The sequence below is a fragment of the Undibacterium sp. YM2 genome, from assembly GCF_009937975.1.
In the GTDB taxonomy this organism is placed as follows: Bacteria; Pseudomonadota; Gammaproteobacteria; order Burkholderiales; family Burkholderiaceae_D; genus Undibacterium.
The window spans coordinates 1,778,641-1,795,027 of the sequence record NZ_AP018441.1 but is presented as its reverse complement, the minus strand read 5'-3'; the positions used below and the strand labels follow the sequence as shown (position 1 = coordinate 1,795,027).

Annotated in this window: 9 protein-coding genes; 2 read left to right on the top strand and 7 right to left on the bottom strand. The window is 52.4% G+C overall.

All coding sequences use genetic code 11. The features are described 5' to 3' along the window. Position 1: 1 nt before the first annotated feature. Both UNDYM_RS07875 and murB read right to left on the bottom strand, forming a co-directional pair. Positions 2-1,540: a C13 family peptidase gene (locus UNDYM_RS07875; RefSeq protein ID WP_162040547.1), complete on the bottom strand. Its 1,539-nt coding sequence runs from the start codon at positions 1,538-1,540 to the stop codon at positions 2-4. A 74-nt stretch (positions 1,541-1,614) separates the two neighbouring features. Continuing rightward, positions 1,615-2,643 (bottom strand): UDP-N-acetylmuramate dehydrogenase, encoded by a 1,029-nt coding sequence (gene murB, locus UNDYM_RS07870; RefSeq protein WP_162040546.1) that lies wholly within the window; start codon positions 2,641-2,643, stop codon positions 1,615-1,617. Positions 2,644-2,731: 88 nt separating this feature from the next. Here murB and UNDYM_RS07865 point away from each other — a divergent pair, with 88 nt between their 5' ends. Together UNDYM_RS07865 and UNDYM_RS07860 are read left to right on the top strand one after the other, a co-directional pair. Next, entirely contained in the window at positions 2,732-3,217 is a 486-nt protein-coding gene (locus UNDYM_RS07865; RefSeq protein WP_162040545.1) for a YajQ family cyclic di-GMP-binding protein, read from the top strand. Between the two features lie 5 nt (positions 3,218-3,222). Further along, the gene (locus UNDYM_RS07860; RefSeq protein ID WP_162040544.1) at positions 3,223-3,873 is read left to right on the top strand and encodes a TIGR02281 family clan AA aspartic protease; all 651 of its coding nucleotides are present in this window, start codon (positions 3,223-3,225) and stop codon (positions 3,871-3,873) included. Positions 3,874-3,946: 73 nt separating this feature from the next. On the opposite strand, the gene UNDYM_RS07855 is transcribed toward UNDYM_RS07860, so the two are convergent. From UNDYM_RS07855 to UNDYM_RS07835, 5 genes are all read right to left on the bottom strand, one after another. Continuing rightward, positions 3,947-4,756, bottom strand: a complete 810-nt coding sequence (locus UNDYM_RS07855; RefSeq protein ID WP_232063825.1) for an ATP-grasp domain-containing protein — start codon at positions 4,754-4,756, stop codon at positions 3,947-3,949. A gap of 57 nt (positions 4,757-4,813) precedes the next feature. Then, positions 4,814-5,875, bottom strand: coding sequence for a 3-deoxy-7-phosphoheptulonate synthase AroG (gene aroG, locus UNDYM_RS07850; RefSeq protein ID WP_162040543.1), 1,062 nt, complete (start codon positions 5,873-5,875; stop codon positions 4,814-4,816). A 374-nt stretch (positions 5,876-6,249) separates the two neighbouring features. Further along, positions 6,250-6,681: a tetratricopeptide repeat protein gene (locus tag UNDYM_RS07845; RefSeq protein WP_162040542.1), complete on the bottom strand. Its 432-nt coding sequence runs from the start codon at positions 6,679-6,681 to the stop codon at positions 6,250-6,252. Between the two features lie 23 nt (positions 6,682-6,704). Then, a complete protein-coding gene (locus UNDYM_RS07840) occupies positions 6,705-11,441 on the bottom strand; it encodes a cellulose biosynthesis protein BcsC (RefSeq protein WP_162040541.1) in 4,737 nt (1,578 codons plus the stop codon). 229 nt (positions 11,442-11,670) lie between these two features. Next, complete coding sequence (locus tag UNDYM_RS07835) at positions 11,671-16,239, bottom strand: cellulose biosynthesis protein BcsC (RefSeq protein WP_162040540.1); 4,569 nt, start codon at positions 16,237-16,239, stop codon at positions 11,671-11,673. Positions 16,240-16,387: the final 148 nt, after the last annotated feature.

Here is a 16,387-nt window from a genome sequence, read left to right as displayed (position 1 = left end):
ACTATTTCCGCGCCTGCAAACGCTGTTCCAGTAACTTCAAACGCCCGCGTATTTCTTCACCAACTGCAATTTGCGGATTGGAATAACCGTCACTCTTGCCAGCCTCTTCTTCACGTTGCTTGATGATGGGTCTCGCTGCTGCATGTGCTGCTTCAAAAGACAGTGTCTTGTTACGCAACTGTTCGTCATACATGGCACGGCCAAAGAAGGTCAAATCGGATTTACTGCCGCAACCGTAGGAAGTATGATCAGCATCTGATGCCGTCATGACCAGGGAATTGGGATTCGACAAAGGTGCCACCCAGTTACCGGCAAAGCAAGCTGAAATTGAAATAACGCGGTATTTGATACCCGCCTCATCCAGCCATTTTTTCAAATCTTCTGGCGTAACCGACTTCACGCTGAGCGGCCACATCCCGGCGGATAACTCGCCGTCACTCGCACCATGCGAAGACATGTGCAGGAACAGGATGTCTTCATTGACATCCATGCGTTTTGCCATCTGTTGTATGGCCCGCTGCAAATTCAGGGGCGTAGCCCAGGGCAGACTATTCATGGTTCCTGGATTATTCACCAGTTGCAGGCTGCGACCTTCTGCATCAAAACGTTTCGCCATCACTTGCGTGACCATGCTGGTTTCATTCAGGAAGACATTTTCTTCACCATAGGGGGCAAAACTGAGGCTGTACAGGTCTATGATGCCTGGTCTGTGTGCTTGCAGTGCCTCGAGTTTTTGGCTTAGCAAAAGCGCTTGCTCCTCGAATATTTCCTGAGTAATTTCGGGGGACTTGATCTCAGTATCTTCCTCATTTTTTTCTGTCTTTTCCTGGACCGGATACCAGAATTGTGTTGCATTGGTGCTGATACCCAAACCACCAGCCGCTGCCATGGCGATGATGACAGACAGCATGGCAAGTACGCGCCTGTCACTGGCGCGCCAGAAGAACAAGCATTGAATAAACAAAACTACGACAGGTGGCACAAGATAGACCAGCCATTGCATACGCATGGATAATTTTGACAGATCATACCAACCCATATGTATGAGTAAGGCGCCAATAGTGCAGATGACAACATTCAATACCAACATTTGAGCAAGTGCCAGCACAAAAAAATGCGCCGCATCCGGTGCCCTGCTGTCAGAAGTTGCGTGGTTTCCCTGCGTTTGTATACGCACTGGCCGCAAGCAGTAACATCCCCAGGCAAGAGCAGCGAATTCCAACCAGCCTGAAGCCAGAACTTGCCAATAAAACCGGGCAGCGCCAACGAACATGAGGCGCTGCAGGCCTATATGGCAGCCCAAGTAAAAGAACATCAATAGCGCGATCAGCCAGGGTGATGCTGGCAGCCCCTGCCACCTCGGTTTTAAGCAAATACTCACGCGCATGGCCTCTACCAGCAAACGACGCAGGGCGGCAGCATGGTTGACGCCTGGGTGTTCTTGGGATGCTTGGGATGCTGTGGCAGGTGCCAGAGCCCGCACTTCTCCCTCTGGTTCAGAGCTTTGTGCTGCACTATTCACGGGTGAAAATTCCGTCATTCAATTACCTGTTAAAAAACTCGAAGATGATATTCACAGCCTTGTAGCAAAACCTGTAGCGATGACTCAATGTATTAGAAAAACACCGGTTCAACTTCCAATAACACGCCAAACTTGCCCATCACATCCGCCTGAATTGCCTGCGCCAGTGCCCTTACCTCTGCCCCGCTGGCACCGCCATGATTGACCAGCACCAGTGCCTGTTTTTCATAGACGCCTGCCTTGCCCAACTGCCTGCCCTTCCAGCCACACTGATCGATCAGCCAGCCCGCAGCCAGCTTGTAGTCACCACTATCTTGCTGATAGCTGACCAGTCCGGGATAGACAGCCAGCAAGCTGTCACGCAAACTCGCGGAAACTATCGGGTTTTTGAAAAAACTACCCGCATTGCCTATACTGGCTGGATCTGGTAATTTTGCCTGACGTATGGCAATGACAGCCTCACTGATATCTCTGGCGCCGGGATTGGCAATCCGGTGCTGGCTTAAATACTGCGAGACATCGGCATAACCCAACCTTGCCTGCCAGCGCTTGGGCAAGGCAAAGCGCACACTGAGTATGACCATGCGGTCTTTATATTCCTGCTTGAAAATACTGTCGCGATAGGCAAAGCGGCATGCAGCCCTGTCGATTTCCACCAACTGGCCAGTGACAAAATCAAAGGCGCTCAGACTGCTGAAGACCTCCTGGATTTCGATACCATAAGCACCTATATTCTGTATGGGTGCCGCACCCACGGTGCCTGGTATCAGGGACAGGTTTTCCAGCCCGCCCAAACCTTGTTCCAGTGTCCACAGCACAAATTCATGCCAGTTCTCGCCTGCGGCAGCCTGCACATACACATAGTTGTCGTCTTCAGACAGAATCTCCCTGCCCTTCATGCACATCTGCAAGACCAGTGCATCAACGTGATCAGACAAGACAAGATTGCTGCCCCCTCCCAGTATCAGGCGAGGTAAGGTTTTTAACTGGCCATCCGCAAAAATGGCTTGCAATTGCGCCAACTGCTGTATGCGCAAAAACTGGCTGGCGTGGGCGGCGATACCAAAGGTATTGAGGTTTTGCAGAGAATAATCTGCTAAAAATGTGAGTAAATTTGTCATAAGACCCAAATTATAGCCTTTGCTCTCTCATGCCTGCCTGCATTTGCTAAAATGGCGCTTAATTCATTATTTTAAGCAAGGAAGCAAGATGCCCTCTTTCGATACCGTTTCTGAAGCCAATATGGTTGATGTCAAGAATGCCATAGACCAGACCAATAAGGTAGTCACCAACCGCTTCGACCTCAAAGGCAGCAGCGCCAAAGTTGAACAAAAAGACCGTGAACTGACTATTTATGGCGATTCTGAATTCCATCTCGACCAGGTTCGTACAGAATTGACCATGACGCTGGCCAAGCGCAATGTGGATGTGCGCTTCCTCGACATGGGCAAGATAGAAAAAATCGGCGGTGATAAAGTCAAGCAAGGCATCAAGGTGAAAAACGGCATAGAAACCGAAGATGCCAAAAAAATCGTCAAGGCGATCAAAGAGAGCAAACTGAAAGTGCAAGGCAGCATACAGGGTGACGCTGTGCGTGTGACAGGTGCCAAGCGTGATGACCTGCAAGCAGCCATGGCAATGCTGCGCAAGGAAATCAAAGACCTGCCTTTGGAATTCAATAACTTCCGCGATTGATCAACATGCGCCTGCCTGTAAAAATACTGAAACTCCTGATTGCAGTCTGCCTGGTGACAGGCACTGCACTGGCCCATGCCACCGACATAGGTGTGGTCGGTTTATTTCCGGGCAAGGCGATCCTGGTGGTTGATGGTGCATCACCAAAAACCTATACCGTGGGCAGTAATATCAGCAGCGACGCCAAGCTCGTTGATGCTGACCGTGAATCAGCCACGGTGCTCATTAACGGCAAACGCCAAGTGCTGGTCATGGGACGAACCGTGCACCGCTCTGCGCCTAGCAGTGGCAGCAGCGTCGTATTGCGTGCAGATGATCGCGGCCATTTCACGGCACCTGCCATGATCAACGGCATCAGCATCAGTATGCTGGTTGATACCGGGGCCAGCCTCATCGCCCTTCCTGCAACAGAGGCAACCAGGCTGGGCATCAATTACAAGCAAGGCACACCTAACAGTGCAGATACTGCTGGCGGTGTCGTAAAGACCTACCATGTCAAACTTGATAAAATCAAAATAGGTGACGTGGAGTTATATCAGGTGGATGCGTCCATCTTGGAGCAGGGCCTGACCACACCCTTGCTGGGCATGTCTTTCCTGAACCGCATGGACATGCGACGTGAAGGCGATCAGATGACGTTGACCAAGCGGTATTGAGTTTAACCGAGTCCTATGCATAATTGATTGCCATAGGGCTCACTTGCGTCTCACCAGATAAATCTTGTGCGCGCTATTTGCACGTCCCTAAGGGGAAAATATCCTGCCATCTTGCCCAGGTGATATCCCAGTATATTTTCGCAGAAAGTCCATCATAAGCACCAAATGAAAAACCGTCATTCATTTCTATGAGGGCGGTGTGACCTTGTGCAGTAACACCAAAATCAATTGCAAAACCACTTGGTGCAATATGCGCATCCAGTAGCGCTTGTAGTGCCTTCTCTATCTCATTCAAGTCTGGCGTCACCTGTGCATCGCCGCCGTGATCACAGAGTTTAATATCCTGAATTTCCCCATGCAAAACATACACCCGCCATTCACTCACAAAAGTAACTGGTTCTGAAACCCAGACTGGCATGCTTTTCGAAACTCCATTGAACCGGTAATCATCCGCGAAATCAGGAACGAAACCAGTAAATCGCTTCCAGCCTGAAACTGGTTTGATGAACAAACGTGGGCCACCATTCTGCAAGCGATCCAGCACACGTCGCAAGCTCTTTTCTTGCCATACTTTTCGGTAAAGCCATGGTTTCAATACTTCAGGGTATGGCGTATGCTGAGGCAACTGCGCTCCGAGCAAACGCAGGGCATGATGCACAAACGGCACGGTTCCCATCACCAGCATGTCGCGCGAAAGTGGCACTTTGCCACGTTCCATCATTTTTTCCGATGCAGTCTCTACAGTTATGCCAAGACTGGCTGCATAATCGGCCATCAATCTTTGTTCATGATCCAGATGACCCGGCATTTTTGCCGAGACGATCAATTTTGTGGGCAAAGTTTGCATCGATTCAATAGCAAAGTTCAGCAAATCCATACTCATGACAGCTTACTGATGCCGCCATGAGTTTCTGGTTATGCTCAGGGAAAACTAACTACTTCAATAAGCCTGCTTCAACCGCCTTTGCTTGACAGATTCTGCCAAACCTTCCAGCACCTTGATGCTGGATTCCCAATCTATGCAGCCATCCGTCACTGACTGACCATAGACAAGTTCCTTACCGGGCACCAGATCCTGGCGACCAGCAACCAGATGGGATTCGATCATGACACCGACAATGCGGGTGTCGCCATCTGCAATTTGTTTGCCGATATCTGCACAGACTGGTATCTGGTTAGCAGGATTCTTTGAGCTGTTGGCATGCGATGCATCTATCATCAAACGGGATGCCAGGCCCGCATTGGCGATGTCCTTGCAGGCAGCATCGACACTGGCAGCATCGTAGTTAGGTGCTTTGCCACCGCGCAGGATGATGTGGCAATCTTCATTGCCATTGGTCGATACGATGGCCGAATGGCCGCCCTTGGTCACCGATAAAAAATGATGAGGCTGGGAAGAAGCTTTGATCGCATCGACCGCGATTTTGACATTACCGTCTGTACCATTCTTGAAACCTACCGGACAGGACAAGCCGGATGCCAGTTCCCTGTGAACTTGTGATTCAGTCGTGCGGGCACCGATCGCACCCCAGCTGATCAGGTCTGCAATGTATTGCGGGCTGATGACGTCGAGGTATTCAGTACCTGCAGGCAGGCCGAGTTCGTTGATGTTCAGTAGCAGTTCACGGGCTATGCGCAAACCATCATTGATGCGGAAGCTGTTATCGAGGTAAGGGTCATTGATAAGTCCTTTCCAGCCTACGGTAGTGCGTGGTTTTTCAAAATAGACGCGCATGATGATTTCCAGCTCGCCGGCAAAGCGTGGGCGTTCTTCTGCCAGGCGCTGTGCATATTCCATTGCGGCTTTGGTGTCGTGTATGGAGCATGGGCCGATCACGACCATCAATCTGTCATCCTGACCGTGCAGAATGCGATGCAGGGCGGTACGGGCATTGGCTGCGGTTTCCGACGCTTTTTCGGAACAGGCAAACTCACGTATCAAATGTGAGGGTGGAACCAGTTCCTTCATTTCGCGTATGCGTAAATCATCGGTGCGTTGCATGTTTTCTCCTAAAAATTCTTAAAAAATAATATGTGTCAATGTAGTCAAAAAATACGGTTCAATCTTTTTCCTGGCCTGAATGCAAATTATGGGTAATAAATGCAAGGGCAAAAAAAAACCGCCTGATCGGGCGGTTTTTTAGAATTTTGGTTTGGCTCTTTTTCTTCGAGTGCTTACCGTCTTTCCACCGCCCTTGGCTTGGAATAGCTAAAATAAAAGAAGAAAAAGAAAGCAATGTGTTTCATATCAATATTTGCGTATGTATTCAACTTAATTATTGTTTTTACATGATTTTATCCGCCTAAGCGGATATTTCAAAACTATAGTGCCTCAGAATTCAGCAATTTGCAAGAATGTTGCGGAAATAAGCTTATTCATTTTTTCCACAGGGGTGGCGGCTCTGGTGGAATATCACCCTGATTTGGGTAAGCACCAGGTACCGGAGCCTTTCTCTGCACGGCGGCCACTTGTGGCGTATTGCGGTTCATCCAGTTCCGTAATTCATTGAGGTTGGCTGCGATATCAGCACGGTTGGGGGCAAGACGGTTTGCCCTTTCCAGCAGATTAAGCGCTTTTTCATTATCGCCTTGAGCAGCCAGAGCAACGGCCTGGTTATTGAGAGCCGACGCATCAAAGGGGTTGATCTTGGCGGCTTCTGCAAATTTTTTACTGGCAGCGCTATTATTTCCTTCAGCAAGGAAATTGCGGCCTTCTGCATTTGGGTCTTGCGCATATACGCTCGCAACAAGGCCCAATGCCAACAAGCCTGCAAGGAGCGATTGAATATGATGTGCCACGACTTTCATGATCTCTTGCTTTCAAAAAATACTTAATTGCCTTGGTAATACGCCTTGGGAGCGACAGGCGGGAACGTCACCGGGGCCTTGCGCGGCTCAAAGCTGTAGCGCAGGTACAGGGCTGCCGAGGTGTCGTTGAAATCTCCCGAGTTGTCTGCACTGATCTTGCCACCAAGGAATAAATGTGGGGTCAGCTGGTATTCTGCTGCTCCACCCACTTTAAACGCAAACGCTGTCCTGGTCTGGCCAGGGTAGCTGGTCTGGATGTTGATGGTGGGGTTGGCTGCTGCAAATTGTTCCAGCTCTGCCTGGTCTGCTGCTGAGTTCGGGTAATACAAGGCTGACAGTTCACGGAAGTGCTGGACACCGAGTGAGGTGGCGAGCTGGTAGGAGAACTTGCCTTTGCGGCCTGCTATCTCTAGCGGAATACCGAGCGCGACATAGGATTTGGGGCTGAAGTAGCCGCCATGTCCGTAGGTGAAGTAGCGCAGGTTTTTCTGGTAGAAGAAGGAGGTGAGCCCTAAACCAGTGGTGAAGCTGAAGTCATTGGTTTTGTAGGCGCGCCAGTAGGCGCCGACACCAACTTCTGCTTCGGTGTTCTTGGCGACGTTTTTACCTGTGAGGCCGTAGTAGCCGAGGCTGGCATAGACGCCGCCATCTTCACCGTCATAGGAGGTGTCGATCTTGACGCCGGTGCGGGTAATGCCACCCCAGGTGAGTCCGTAGAGGCTGTCTTTGGCTCCGGCATAGGAGAGGTAGCTGTCTGTCACGGAGCGTCTGGCGATTTCTATGCCTAAGCTGGCACCATCATCACTGCCACTCCAGCGCAGGCCACCGACTACATTTTGTACGGGGAAGCCTATGGGGCTGGAGCCTATGTCGGCTCTGACACCGGCTATTTCGTAGCTGAGGTTGAGGGCGACGCCTTTGGCTTCTTCATCGAGTGTGGCGACGTTGGACAGGCCTTGCTGGCGGGCGATGGTGGTGAACGGGATTTTGGCGTATCTGGCACGTTCTACCACGATGGCATTGCGGCCAAACTGGCCTGAAACAGCAGGGTCGTTCAGATACAGGGTACCGGCGTCGGCCACCACAGGAATAATCTTGAGACCAAACTGGCCGAGGCCGAGGGTATTGATGCGGGCTTCGATCGGGATTTCTATATCGGTCAACGCTGACAGGCCTTTTTCTCCACTGCGCGCTCTGGCCGCGACTTCGACCGAGACTTCTGTGCGTTTGAGTTCGTTGATGGCGTCTATTTCTTTCAGCAACGCCGCTTCTTCTGCGCTTACGTTCGCGGCCTTTGCTGGCCGCGCTTTGCCTGTCTGGGCCAGGTTAGCTGGAACAGCAGCATAAGCATTGTTGCCAGCCGCTGCGTATTGTTGCGGCACAGGCACGGGCGCGGCAGAATAACTGGCTTTGGGTGGCACATAAGGTGTCACCAGTGCCGGTACATTAGCAGCACTGCCGCTTGCATCACTGTTTTTTGGCGCGGCCTGGTTTTGCAGTGGATTCGTTTGCACCGATGCAGCTTGTGAGGCCTGTGTTGATTGTGGCGCTTGTGATAATGGGCTGCGTGTCAGATTAGCTGGTGGAATCTGATATACCGTTGCTGCACCTGTCGTCGTGCTGACATTACCGCTGGAGCCACCCTGCACTGTCGCTGGAATAACATTGCCAGCATAAGCCTGTTGAGGCGCAGGTACCGATACTGGTGCTGGCGCCCTGTTATTCAAGGCAGTAGCGGGCAACTGCGGGATACTGGGCATGGGTGCCGGAGCAGTAGCGGCCATTACCGGATAGGCGGCACGGCTTTGTGCAGCGGCCATGGTAGAGGCTGGCAATTGTGGGATCACATATTGCGGCGCTGCTTGCACAGGCTGAGGTGCCTGTGCATATTGAGGCTGCGCAGCCTGCAAAGGCACACCTACCGGGGCAAAAATCGCGCTCCTGGGATTAGGTGCAACTAGCTGCTGTGGTGCATGGGCAGGTGCAGGTGCTGCATAGGATGCGGCTGCAAGCTGGGTTCTGCCGCTGCGGTCAGCAAAAGGATTGACACTGAATTCGCTGACATTCGCTGACTGCGCCTGTGCGACCAGGCGTATGCCATTTGCCCCCATATCGATGCCTGGTCTTTGTGACTGTTCCAATGCCAGGGCCTGCCTGAAATACTCCAGGGCTTTACCGGTATTACCGCGTGCACGTGCGAGGTTACCGGCCAGGGAAATAAAGCGCGGATTGGATGGCTGCTGCTGCATCAGCGTTGCCAGGTGTTGCTCTGCAGTGTCAAAGTCCTTGACCTGTATCGCGGCATAGACCAATCCTTGCAAGACTTCAGGATTATCGGGTTCTGACTGCAAAACGCGTTGATATAAATCCTTGGCAGAATCAGTATCACCCGCAGAAGAATAGATGCGTGCCAAAGCCAGCAACAGCAAATTGTCTTCAGGGTCAGCGATCAGCATGGGCTGGATAAAATTGAAAGCGCTGGCATAGTCACCGGCTTCACGCGCACGCTCGGAATAGCGCATCGAAACTATACGCTGCAAGTCTTTGTAATCAGTGACTTCCTCTGTAGTCAGCTTGGGCATGTCAGCGACACGGCGCATGACGGCCAGTACTTCTGCTTCCTGATTTGCGCGCAACAAGGCCATGCCATATTGCAGCAACAAACCTGCCTGGGGATTAGGTGTGCCTTCTACCGCGCGCTTGACGAGTGCCAGGCCATGCGCAGGGTCACCCACCTTCATGTGGAAGGCGGCGATGATGCCAACAAATTCTGCATCATTGCCGGCAGTATTTTCTATGACGCCCAGCAGTTCGCGTGCTCTTGCGATATCACCGCGATTGACAAAGACATTCAGGCGATCAACCTGTACCCTGGTCCAGAGACGCTTTTGCAGCTCGAACATTTCAGGTTTTCTGGCGGCGGCAGGCAGGCGCTCCAGCGTCATCAAACCTTCCCACCATAATTGCTGCATGGCGCTCAGCAAGGCGCTGGCGTACAGGGCTTCGGCCTGGGGATTTTCTACATTGGCTATCGCATCCATCAGGGCGCGTGCTGCGCCCGGCGCATTCTGGTCCAGGTAGATTTTTGCCAGGGCCATGCGCAACCAGGGATTGTCAGGCGTGATCAGCACGGCATCTTCGAGGTTGGCTTGCGCGACGGCGATATTACCCGCTGCTTCAGCCGCCTTGGCTTTGTCCCATAGCTGTGTTGCCTTCAATTCAGACAGCACCGTCATCTGGCGCGGCGACATATAGGCGCTAAGCTCTTCCAGATCCTTGATGCGCTTTTGCAGTGCCAGCAAACCTATTAGGCTATCAAGCGCGCCCAGGTTCTTTTTATCATCACGCAAAACCAGACGGAAATTTGCCTCGGCACCAACTACATCATTTTCTGCCAACAAGGCATCACCGAGCTGCAATATGCCAACTGCTTCCTTGGGGTCCATTTCCACGGCCTTGCGCAATAAGGCGATACCCTTGCTGCTATTGCTGTCTTCAAATGCTGTACGCGCGTCTGCGATCATGCCCCAGTAATTGGCACGGTCAAAAGCAGGCTTCCATTGATCCTTGCGATTGGAAGGTGACAATTCCACCGCTTTTTGCAGGAGTGTACGTGACTCAACAAACTCATCCTGGCGCATTTTTACCAGGCCCATGCCACCATACCCGGCGGAATCTTTGGGATGTGATTTGATCAGCGCCTGGAAAGCTGCCTCCGCTGTTTTGAGGTCATTGTCATCCAGCGCCTTGAAAGCCGCAGTGCGTGCTTTTTCTGGCGCGTCACCGTTTGATTTTGACTGGGCTTCTGGCTTATTGCTGTTTTTTGGCTCAGCCCTGGCGACCACTTCAGGTTTTGCCGCTGCTTCTATTTTTTGCTTGCTTTCAGCTGCGGCCTGCACCGCCGTACTTTGCTTGGCAGCCGCCATGACCTTGGCAGGGTTGGATTTTTCTTCTGGCACTGCTGGCGCTGGCGGATGACTCAGACTGGCAAGTCGCTCGCTGATGACCTGGTCATTCGGAAACTTATCGAGATAGCGGCGGAAATGTTTCGCATTTTCATTCTTGACACCCATCCAGCTCAAGGCCTGACGCCAGGAATCCCCGGCCTGCTTGCCAACATCAGCCTTGACGGTCAATTGCTCCAGCGCTGCCATACCTTCCACACGCGTGGGTTCGCGATAAGTCAGCACCTGGGCATAGGCCAGTGCATAGCGGGTATTGCCCGGATTTTCTTTCTGCAGTTTTTCCAGGCCACGCTTGGCATCTGGATAGCCTGCCTTGGTACCAGCCAATACCTGGAAATATTCGAAAGCAGCATCGCCCTTGAGCTTGGAAGGGTCGCCCATTTGCTTGTAAGCTTCGACCGCACTGTCGGCATCGCCCTGCTTGGCGAGCTTGCGTGCTTCCTCGAGTTGGCCACCGCTGCCACCACCGCCCTGCAAGACGGCATTTTCAGCCGTACGTAATTGCGCTATCGTGGCTTGCGAACCCCGCAGTTTGGAATAATAGGATTTTGCCTGTGCAGTATTGCCCGCCTTGGCTTCAAATAAGACCAGGGCCAGCAAGGCATCGACATTGGATGGTTCCAGTTTCAAGACCTTGCGCCAGGCATCGGCAGCATTTTCATCCTTGCCACGCTGTGCCCAGAATTGCGCCTGCTCTTTCAATTGTTGCGTCAAAGGGGTATTCGCGAGAGCTGTCCCGCTTTCCAGATATGCCGTCAAAAGCGCCAGTACCAGCGCTTTCTTCTTAAATGTCATTCATGTCCCCTTTAACTTCTTCGCTAGTGAGGGCATCGTCTGCCAATGCTTATATAAACACTTTACAAACACTCACCTCACCTGCATTTTGAAGTAAGCCAGCATAAATAGGAAGTCCATGTGTGGCAGGAATTGTAAATCTATTGTAAATCCAATAAAAAAACCGCTCAAACCAGAAAGATTTGAACGGTTTCATCGCATTGCGCAATTTAAGTCTGATTAGCCTGACTCAGTTACCCTGGTAATACGCCTTGGGAGCGACAGGCGGGAACGTCACCGGGGCCTTGCGCGGCTCAAAGCTGTAGCGCAGGTACAGGGCTGCCGAGGTGTCGTTGAAATCTCCCGAGTTATCTGCACTGATCTTGCCACCAAGGAATAAATGCGGCGTCAGCTGGTATTCTGCTGCTCCACCCACTTTGAACGCGAACGCTGTCCTGGTCTGACCAGGGTAGATGGTCTGGATGTTGATGGTGGGGTTGGCTGCGGCAAATTGTTCCAGCTCTGCCTGATCTGCTGCTGAGTTTGGGTAATACAAGGCCGACAGCTCGCGGAAGTGCTGGACACCGAGTGAGGTGGCGAGCTGGTAGGAGAACTTGCCTTTGCGTCCTGCTATCTCTAGCGGAATACCGAGCGCGACATAGGATTTGGGGCTGAAGTAGCCGCCATGTCCGTAGGTGAAGTAGCGCAGGTTTTTCTGGTAGAAGAAGGAGGTGAGCCCTAAACCAGTGGTGAAGCTGAAGTCATTGGTTTTGTAGGCGCGCCAGTAGGCGCCGACACCAACTTCTGCTTCGGTGTTCTTGGCGACGTTTTTACCTGTGAGGCCGTAGTAGCCGAGGCTGGCATAGACGCCGCCATCTTCACCGTCATAGGAGGTGTCGATCTTGACGCCGGTGCGGGTAATGCCACCCCAGGTAAGTCCGTAGAGGCTGTCTTTTGCGCCTGCATAGGAGAGGTAGCTGTCTGTCACGGAGCGTCTGGCGATTTCTATGCCTAGGCTGGCGCCATCATCACTGCCACTCCAGCGCAGGCCACCGACTACATTTTGTACGGGGAAGCCTATGGGGCTGGAGCCTATGTCTGCTCTGACACCGGCTATTTCGTAGCTGAGGTTGAGGGCGACGCCTTTGGCTTCTTCATCGAGTGTGGCGACGTTGGACAGGCCTTGCTGGCGGGCGATGGTGGTGAACGGGACTTTGGCGTATCTGGCACGTTCTACCACGATGGCATTGCGGCCAAACTGGCCTGAAACAGCAGGGTCGTTCAGATACAGGGTACCGGCGTCGGCCACCACAGGAATAATCTTGAGACCGAACTGGCCGAGGCCGAGGGTGTTGATGCGGGCTTCGATCGGGATTTCTATATCGGTCAACGCTGACAGGCCTTTTTCTCCACTGCGCGCTCTGGCCGCGACTTCGACCGATACTTCTGTGCGTTTGAGTTCGTTGATCGAATCTATCTCTTTCAGCAACGCCGCTTCTTCGGCACTCACATTGGCGGCCTTCGCTGGCCGCGCTTTGCTACTGTTGCTATTACTAACAGCATATTGCTGCGGCACCGGCACTGTTGCCGTGTAGCTGGCTTTGGGCGGCACATACGGGGTAGCTGGCGTGTACTGCGCCAGCATGGTTTTCCCTTCAGGATAAGGGCTTTGCATGGTCGCGCCATTGCTATAGGTATCTGCCCTGCCACGATTGGGCTCTGGTGGGGCACCGACTGCCGTTGGCATCTTGGGCTGCAAGGTATTGACTGGTGGCGGTGCCGCCCCCGCAGGTACACTGGCCGGAGCAGGCTGAGCTTTGGGAGCTGGTGGCAAGCTCGGCAAACTTGGAATAGTTTTTGGTTGCGTGCTGCCAGGCGCTACATTATTCAATGGGACACCGGCAGGAGCAGGCGGGGTAGTCAATGGCTTGCCGACTGGCGCAAATATACCGCCGGTAAAGTTACTGGCTGGTGCTTCTTTCAGGAGTGGCCCCGGTGCAGGTGCCGATGTCGGTGCTACTGTTTTTAACTGCGGTTGTTGAGCGTTGGCAGGCGCACCAGATTTGCGGTCAGCAAAAGGATTGACCTTGAAATCATTGACCGTACTGGCTGGTGCAGTATCCACCAGACGCAAACCATTAGGGCCTGAGCCGACCACGGTTTTTTGTGCCTGTTCGAGTGCCAGCGCTTTTTTGAAATAACTCAGGGCGCGGCTATTATTTCCCTGCGCCCTGGCGACATTGCCTGCCAGTGCCAGGTAACGCGGATTATCAGGTTCCTGGCGCAGCAGCACACTCAGGTATTTTTCTGCATTATCGAGATCACGTGCTTCCATCGCGGCATAGACCAGGCCCTGCAAGACTTCAGGGTTTTCTGGATCGCTTTGCAAAACCTTGACATACAATTCCCGCGCTGATGCGCTATCGCCTGACGCTGTATAAATACGGGCCAGCGTCAGCAGCAACATCTCGTCATCAGGGGTGGCGATCAGCATGGGCTGTATGTAGGCATAGGCCGTTGCATAATCGCCCGCTTCACGCGCACGCTCGGCATAGCGCATCGCCAATACTCTTTGCAGTTGGGTGAAGGCAGTAATTTCTGCCTCTTGCAGGTTGGGCATGGCAGCTACGCGGCGCATGACGGCTTCGAGCTCACCTTCCTGGTTTGCCTGCATCAGGGTACCTGCATATTGCAACAGTAAACCTGCTGCCGGTTTGGGCGTATTTTGCACGGCCTCGCGCAACATGGCGTAACCACGTTCCTTGTTGCCCAACTGTATATACAGGTTCGCCATGGTGCCGGTGAATTCCATATCGTTGCCAGCGACCTGCTCTACCTGTGTCAATATCTCACTCGCCTGACTGGTATTGCCGCGCCTGGCCAGCAAGGTGATACGGTCTATCTGTACCCTGATCCACAGACGTTTTTGCAGATCCACCATTTCTTTCTTGCGTGAAGCTGCAGGTACTCTTTCCAGCGTATTCAGGGCTTCCCACCAGAGTTGTTGCATTTCGCTGAGCAAGGCGCTGACATACAGCGCTTCAGGGTCTGGTGCTTCGACATTGGTCATTGCCTCGATCAGGGCACGAGCCTGTCCTGGCATATCGCGCTTCAGATAAATCCTGGCGAGTGCCATGCGCAGCCAGGCATTATCCGGCTTGATCATGATGGCATCTTCCAGCATTTTTTGTGCTGTGTTGATGTCACCTGCGGCTTCTGCAGCCTTGGCCTTGTTCCATAAATCTTCAGACTTCAGGTTGGCGATGATGGCCAGATGGCGCGGCAGCATAATGCTGCTCAGGGCTTCCAGATCAGCAATACGTTTTTGCAAAACCAGTACACCAATCACACCATCAAGTGCGCGGATATTGGTTTTGTCTGCATCAAGGACGCGGCGGTAATTTTCTTCTGCCCCCTTCAAATCATTTTCTGCCTGCAAGGCGTCAGCGAGCTGCAGGATACCGGCTGGCTCCTTGCCATTCAGAGCAATCGCCTTGCGCAGGAAATCAATACCTTTGGTGCTGTCACCATCTTCAAAGGCATTCCTCGCCTCGGCCACGGTTGCCCAATAGCTGGCATCGTCAGAAGCTTGCTTCCATTGGTCTTTCGATTGTGCAGGTGAATAATCGACTGCCTTATGCAAGAAAGTGCGCGCCTCAATGAACTCTTCCTGGCGCATCTTGACCAGGCCCATGCCGCCATAACCTATCGGGTTTTTGGGATAGTTTTTGATCAAACCCTGAAATTCGGCTTCTGCTGCCTCAATCACATTATCTTCCAGTGCCTTGAAACCAGCGATGCGGCTTTTCTCTATAGGATTTTCTGCTACTGGCTTGGGTTTTGGTGCTGCCTTATCAACTTTATCAGCCTTATCAGTCTTCTCATGCTTATCGACCTTTTCAGTCTTATCTATCTTCTCAGACTTATCGACCTTTTCAGTTTTCACTGACTTGTCTGCGGCTTTGATCTCTGCCGGCTTTACAGTCTGCACGGCTTGTGCAGTTTGCACTGCTGGCGGAGTAACTGCCGCTGGTCTGGTCAAACCAGCCATCCTGTCTCTGATGAGCTGGTCGTCCGGATGTTTTTCGAGAAAGTGGTTGAAGTATTTGGCATTTTCAGGTTTCATGCCCATCCAGCTCAGTGACTGACGCCAGGATTCTGTCGCCTGCTTGCCGACATCGGGTCTGCTACTCAGGCCTTCGAGCAGGGCCATGCCCTCTACCCTGCTGGGCTCGCGGTAAGTCAGCACCTGGGCATAGGCGAGTGCGTATTTGCTGTTGCCTGGATTCTCTTTGCTGAGTTTTTCCAATCCCTTGCGGGCTTCGGCATGACCATTCTTGGTGCCGGCGAGAACCTGGAAGTATTCGAAGGCAGCATCCCCTTTGAGCTTGGAAGGATCACCTATTTGCTTGTAGGCATCGACTGCGGCTTCAGTGTCACCCTGTTTGGCAAGCATGCGGGCATTTTCCAGCTGGCCTACGCCACCATTGCTGCCCTGGCGCAAAGCCTGCTCAACATTGCGTATCTGGGCAGAACTCGCCTGGGTGCCACGCAAACGCGAAAAATAGGTTTTTGCCTGCTCGGGATTACCTGCCTTGGCTTCAAAAACGGACAAGGCCATCAGGGCATCAATATTATTGGCATCGACCTTCAACAGCTTGCGCCAGATATCTGCCGCATTGTCGTCACGGCCACGTTGCTGCCAGAACTGCGCCTGCTCCTTCAATTGCTGTGTCAAGGCTGACTGCGCGAACGCAGTTTCGCTCTCAAAAAAAACCGTCAAAAGCGCAAAGACTATCGCTTTCTTCTTGAAGACCATTTACTTCCCCTAATGATCGCTTTTTTCTGTGAGTCAGCTTATTTATCGTCACCTCAGAAAATCAGCACTGTGTCAGGTTTTAAATCAAGGAAATGGGCAGTGCTATCTACTTATTTTACGCTTCAGATAGCACGCTGCCCAAACAACT

What these genes read in the sequence shown, in the direction of transcription:
- UNDYM_RS07875 (WP_162040547.1), bottom strand. Translation starts at nt 1,540, where the DNA reads ATGACGGAATTTTCACCCGTGAATAGTGCAGCACAAAGCTCTGAACCA.
- murB (WP_162040546.1), bottom strand. Translation starts at nt 2,643, where the DNA reads ATGACAAATTTACTCACATTTTTAGCAGATTATTCTCTGCAAAACCTC.
- UNDYM_RS07865 (WP_162040545.1), top strand. Translation starts at nt 2,732, where the DNA reads ATGCCCTCTTTCGATACCGTTTCTGAAGCCAATATGGTTGATGTCAAG.
- UNDYM_RS07860 (WP_162040544.1), top strand. Translation starts at nt 3,223, where the DNA reads ATGCGCCTGCCTGTAAAAATACTGAAACTCCTGATTGCAGTCTGCCTG.
- UNDYM_RS07855 (WP_232063825.1), bottom strand. Translation starts at nt 4,756, where the DNA reads ATGAGTATGGATTTGCTGAACTTTGCTATTGAATCGATGCAAACTTTG.
- aroG (WP_162040543.1), bottom strand. Translation starts at nt 5,875, where the DNA reads ATGCAACGCACCGATGATTTACGCATACGCGAAATGAAGGAACTGGTT.
- UNDYM_RS07845 (WP_162040542.1), bottom strand. Translation starts at nt 6,681, where the DNA reads ATGAAAGTCGTGGCACATCATATTCAATCGCTCCTTGCAGGCTTGTTG.
- UNDYM_RS07840 (WP_162040541.1), bottom strand. Translation starts at nt 11,441, where the DNA reads ATGACATTTAAGAAGAAAGCGCTGGTACTGGCGCTTTTGACGGCATAT.
- UNDYM_RS07835 (WP_162040540.1), bottom strand. Translation starts at nt 16,239, where the DNA reads ATGGTCTTCAAGAAGAAAGCGATAGTCTTTGCGCTTTTGACGGTTTTT.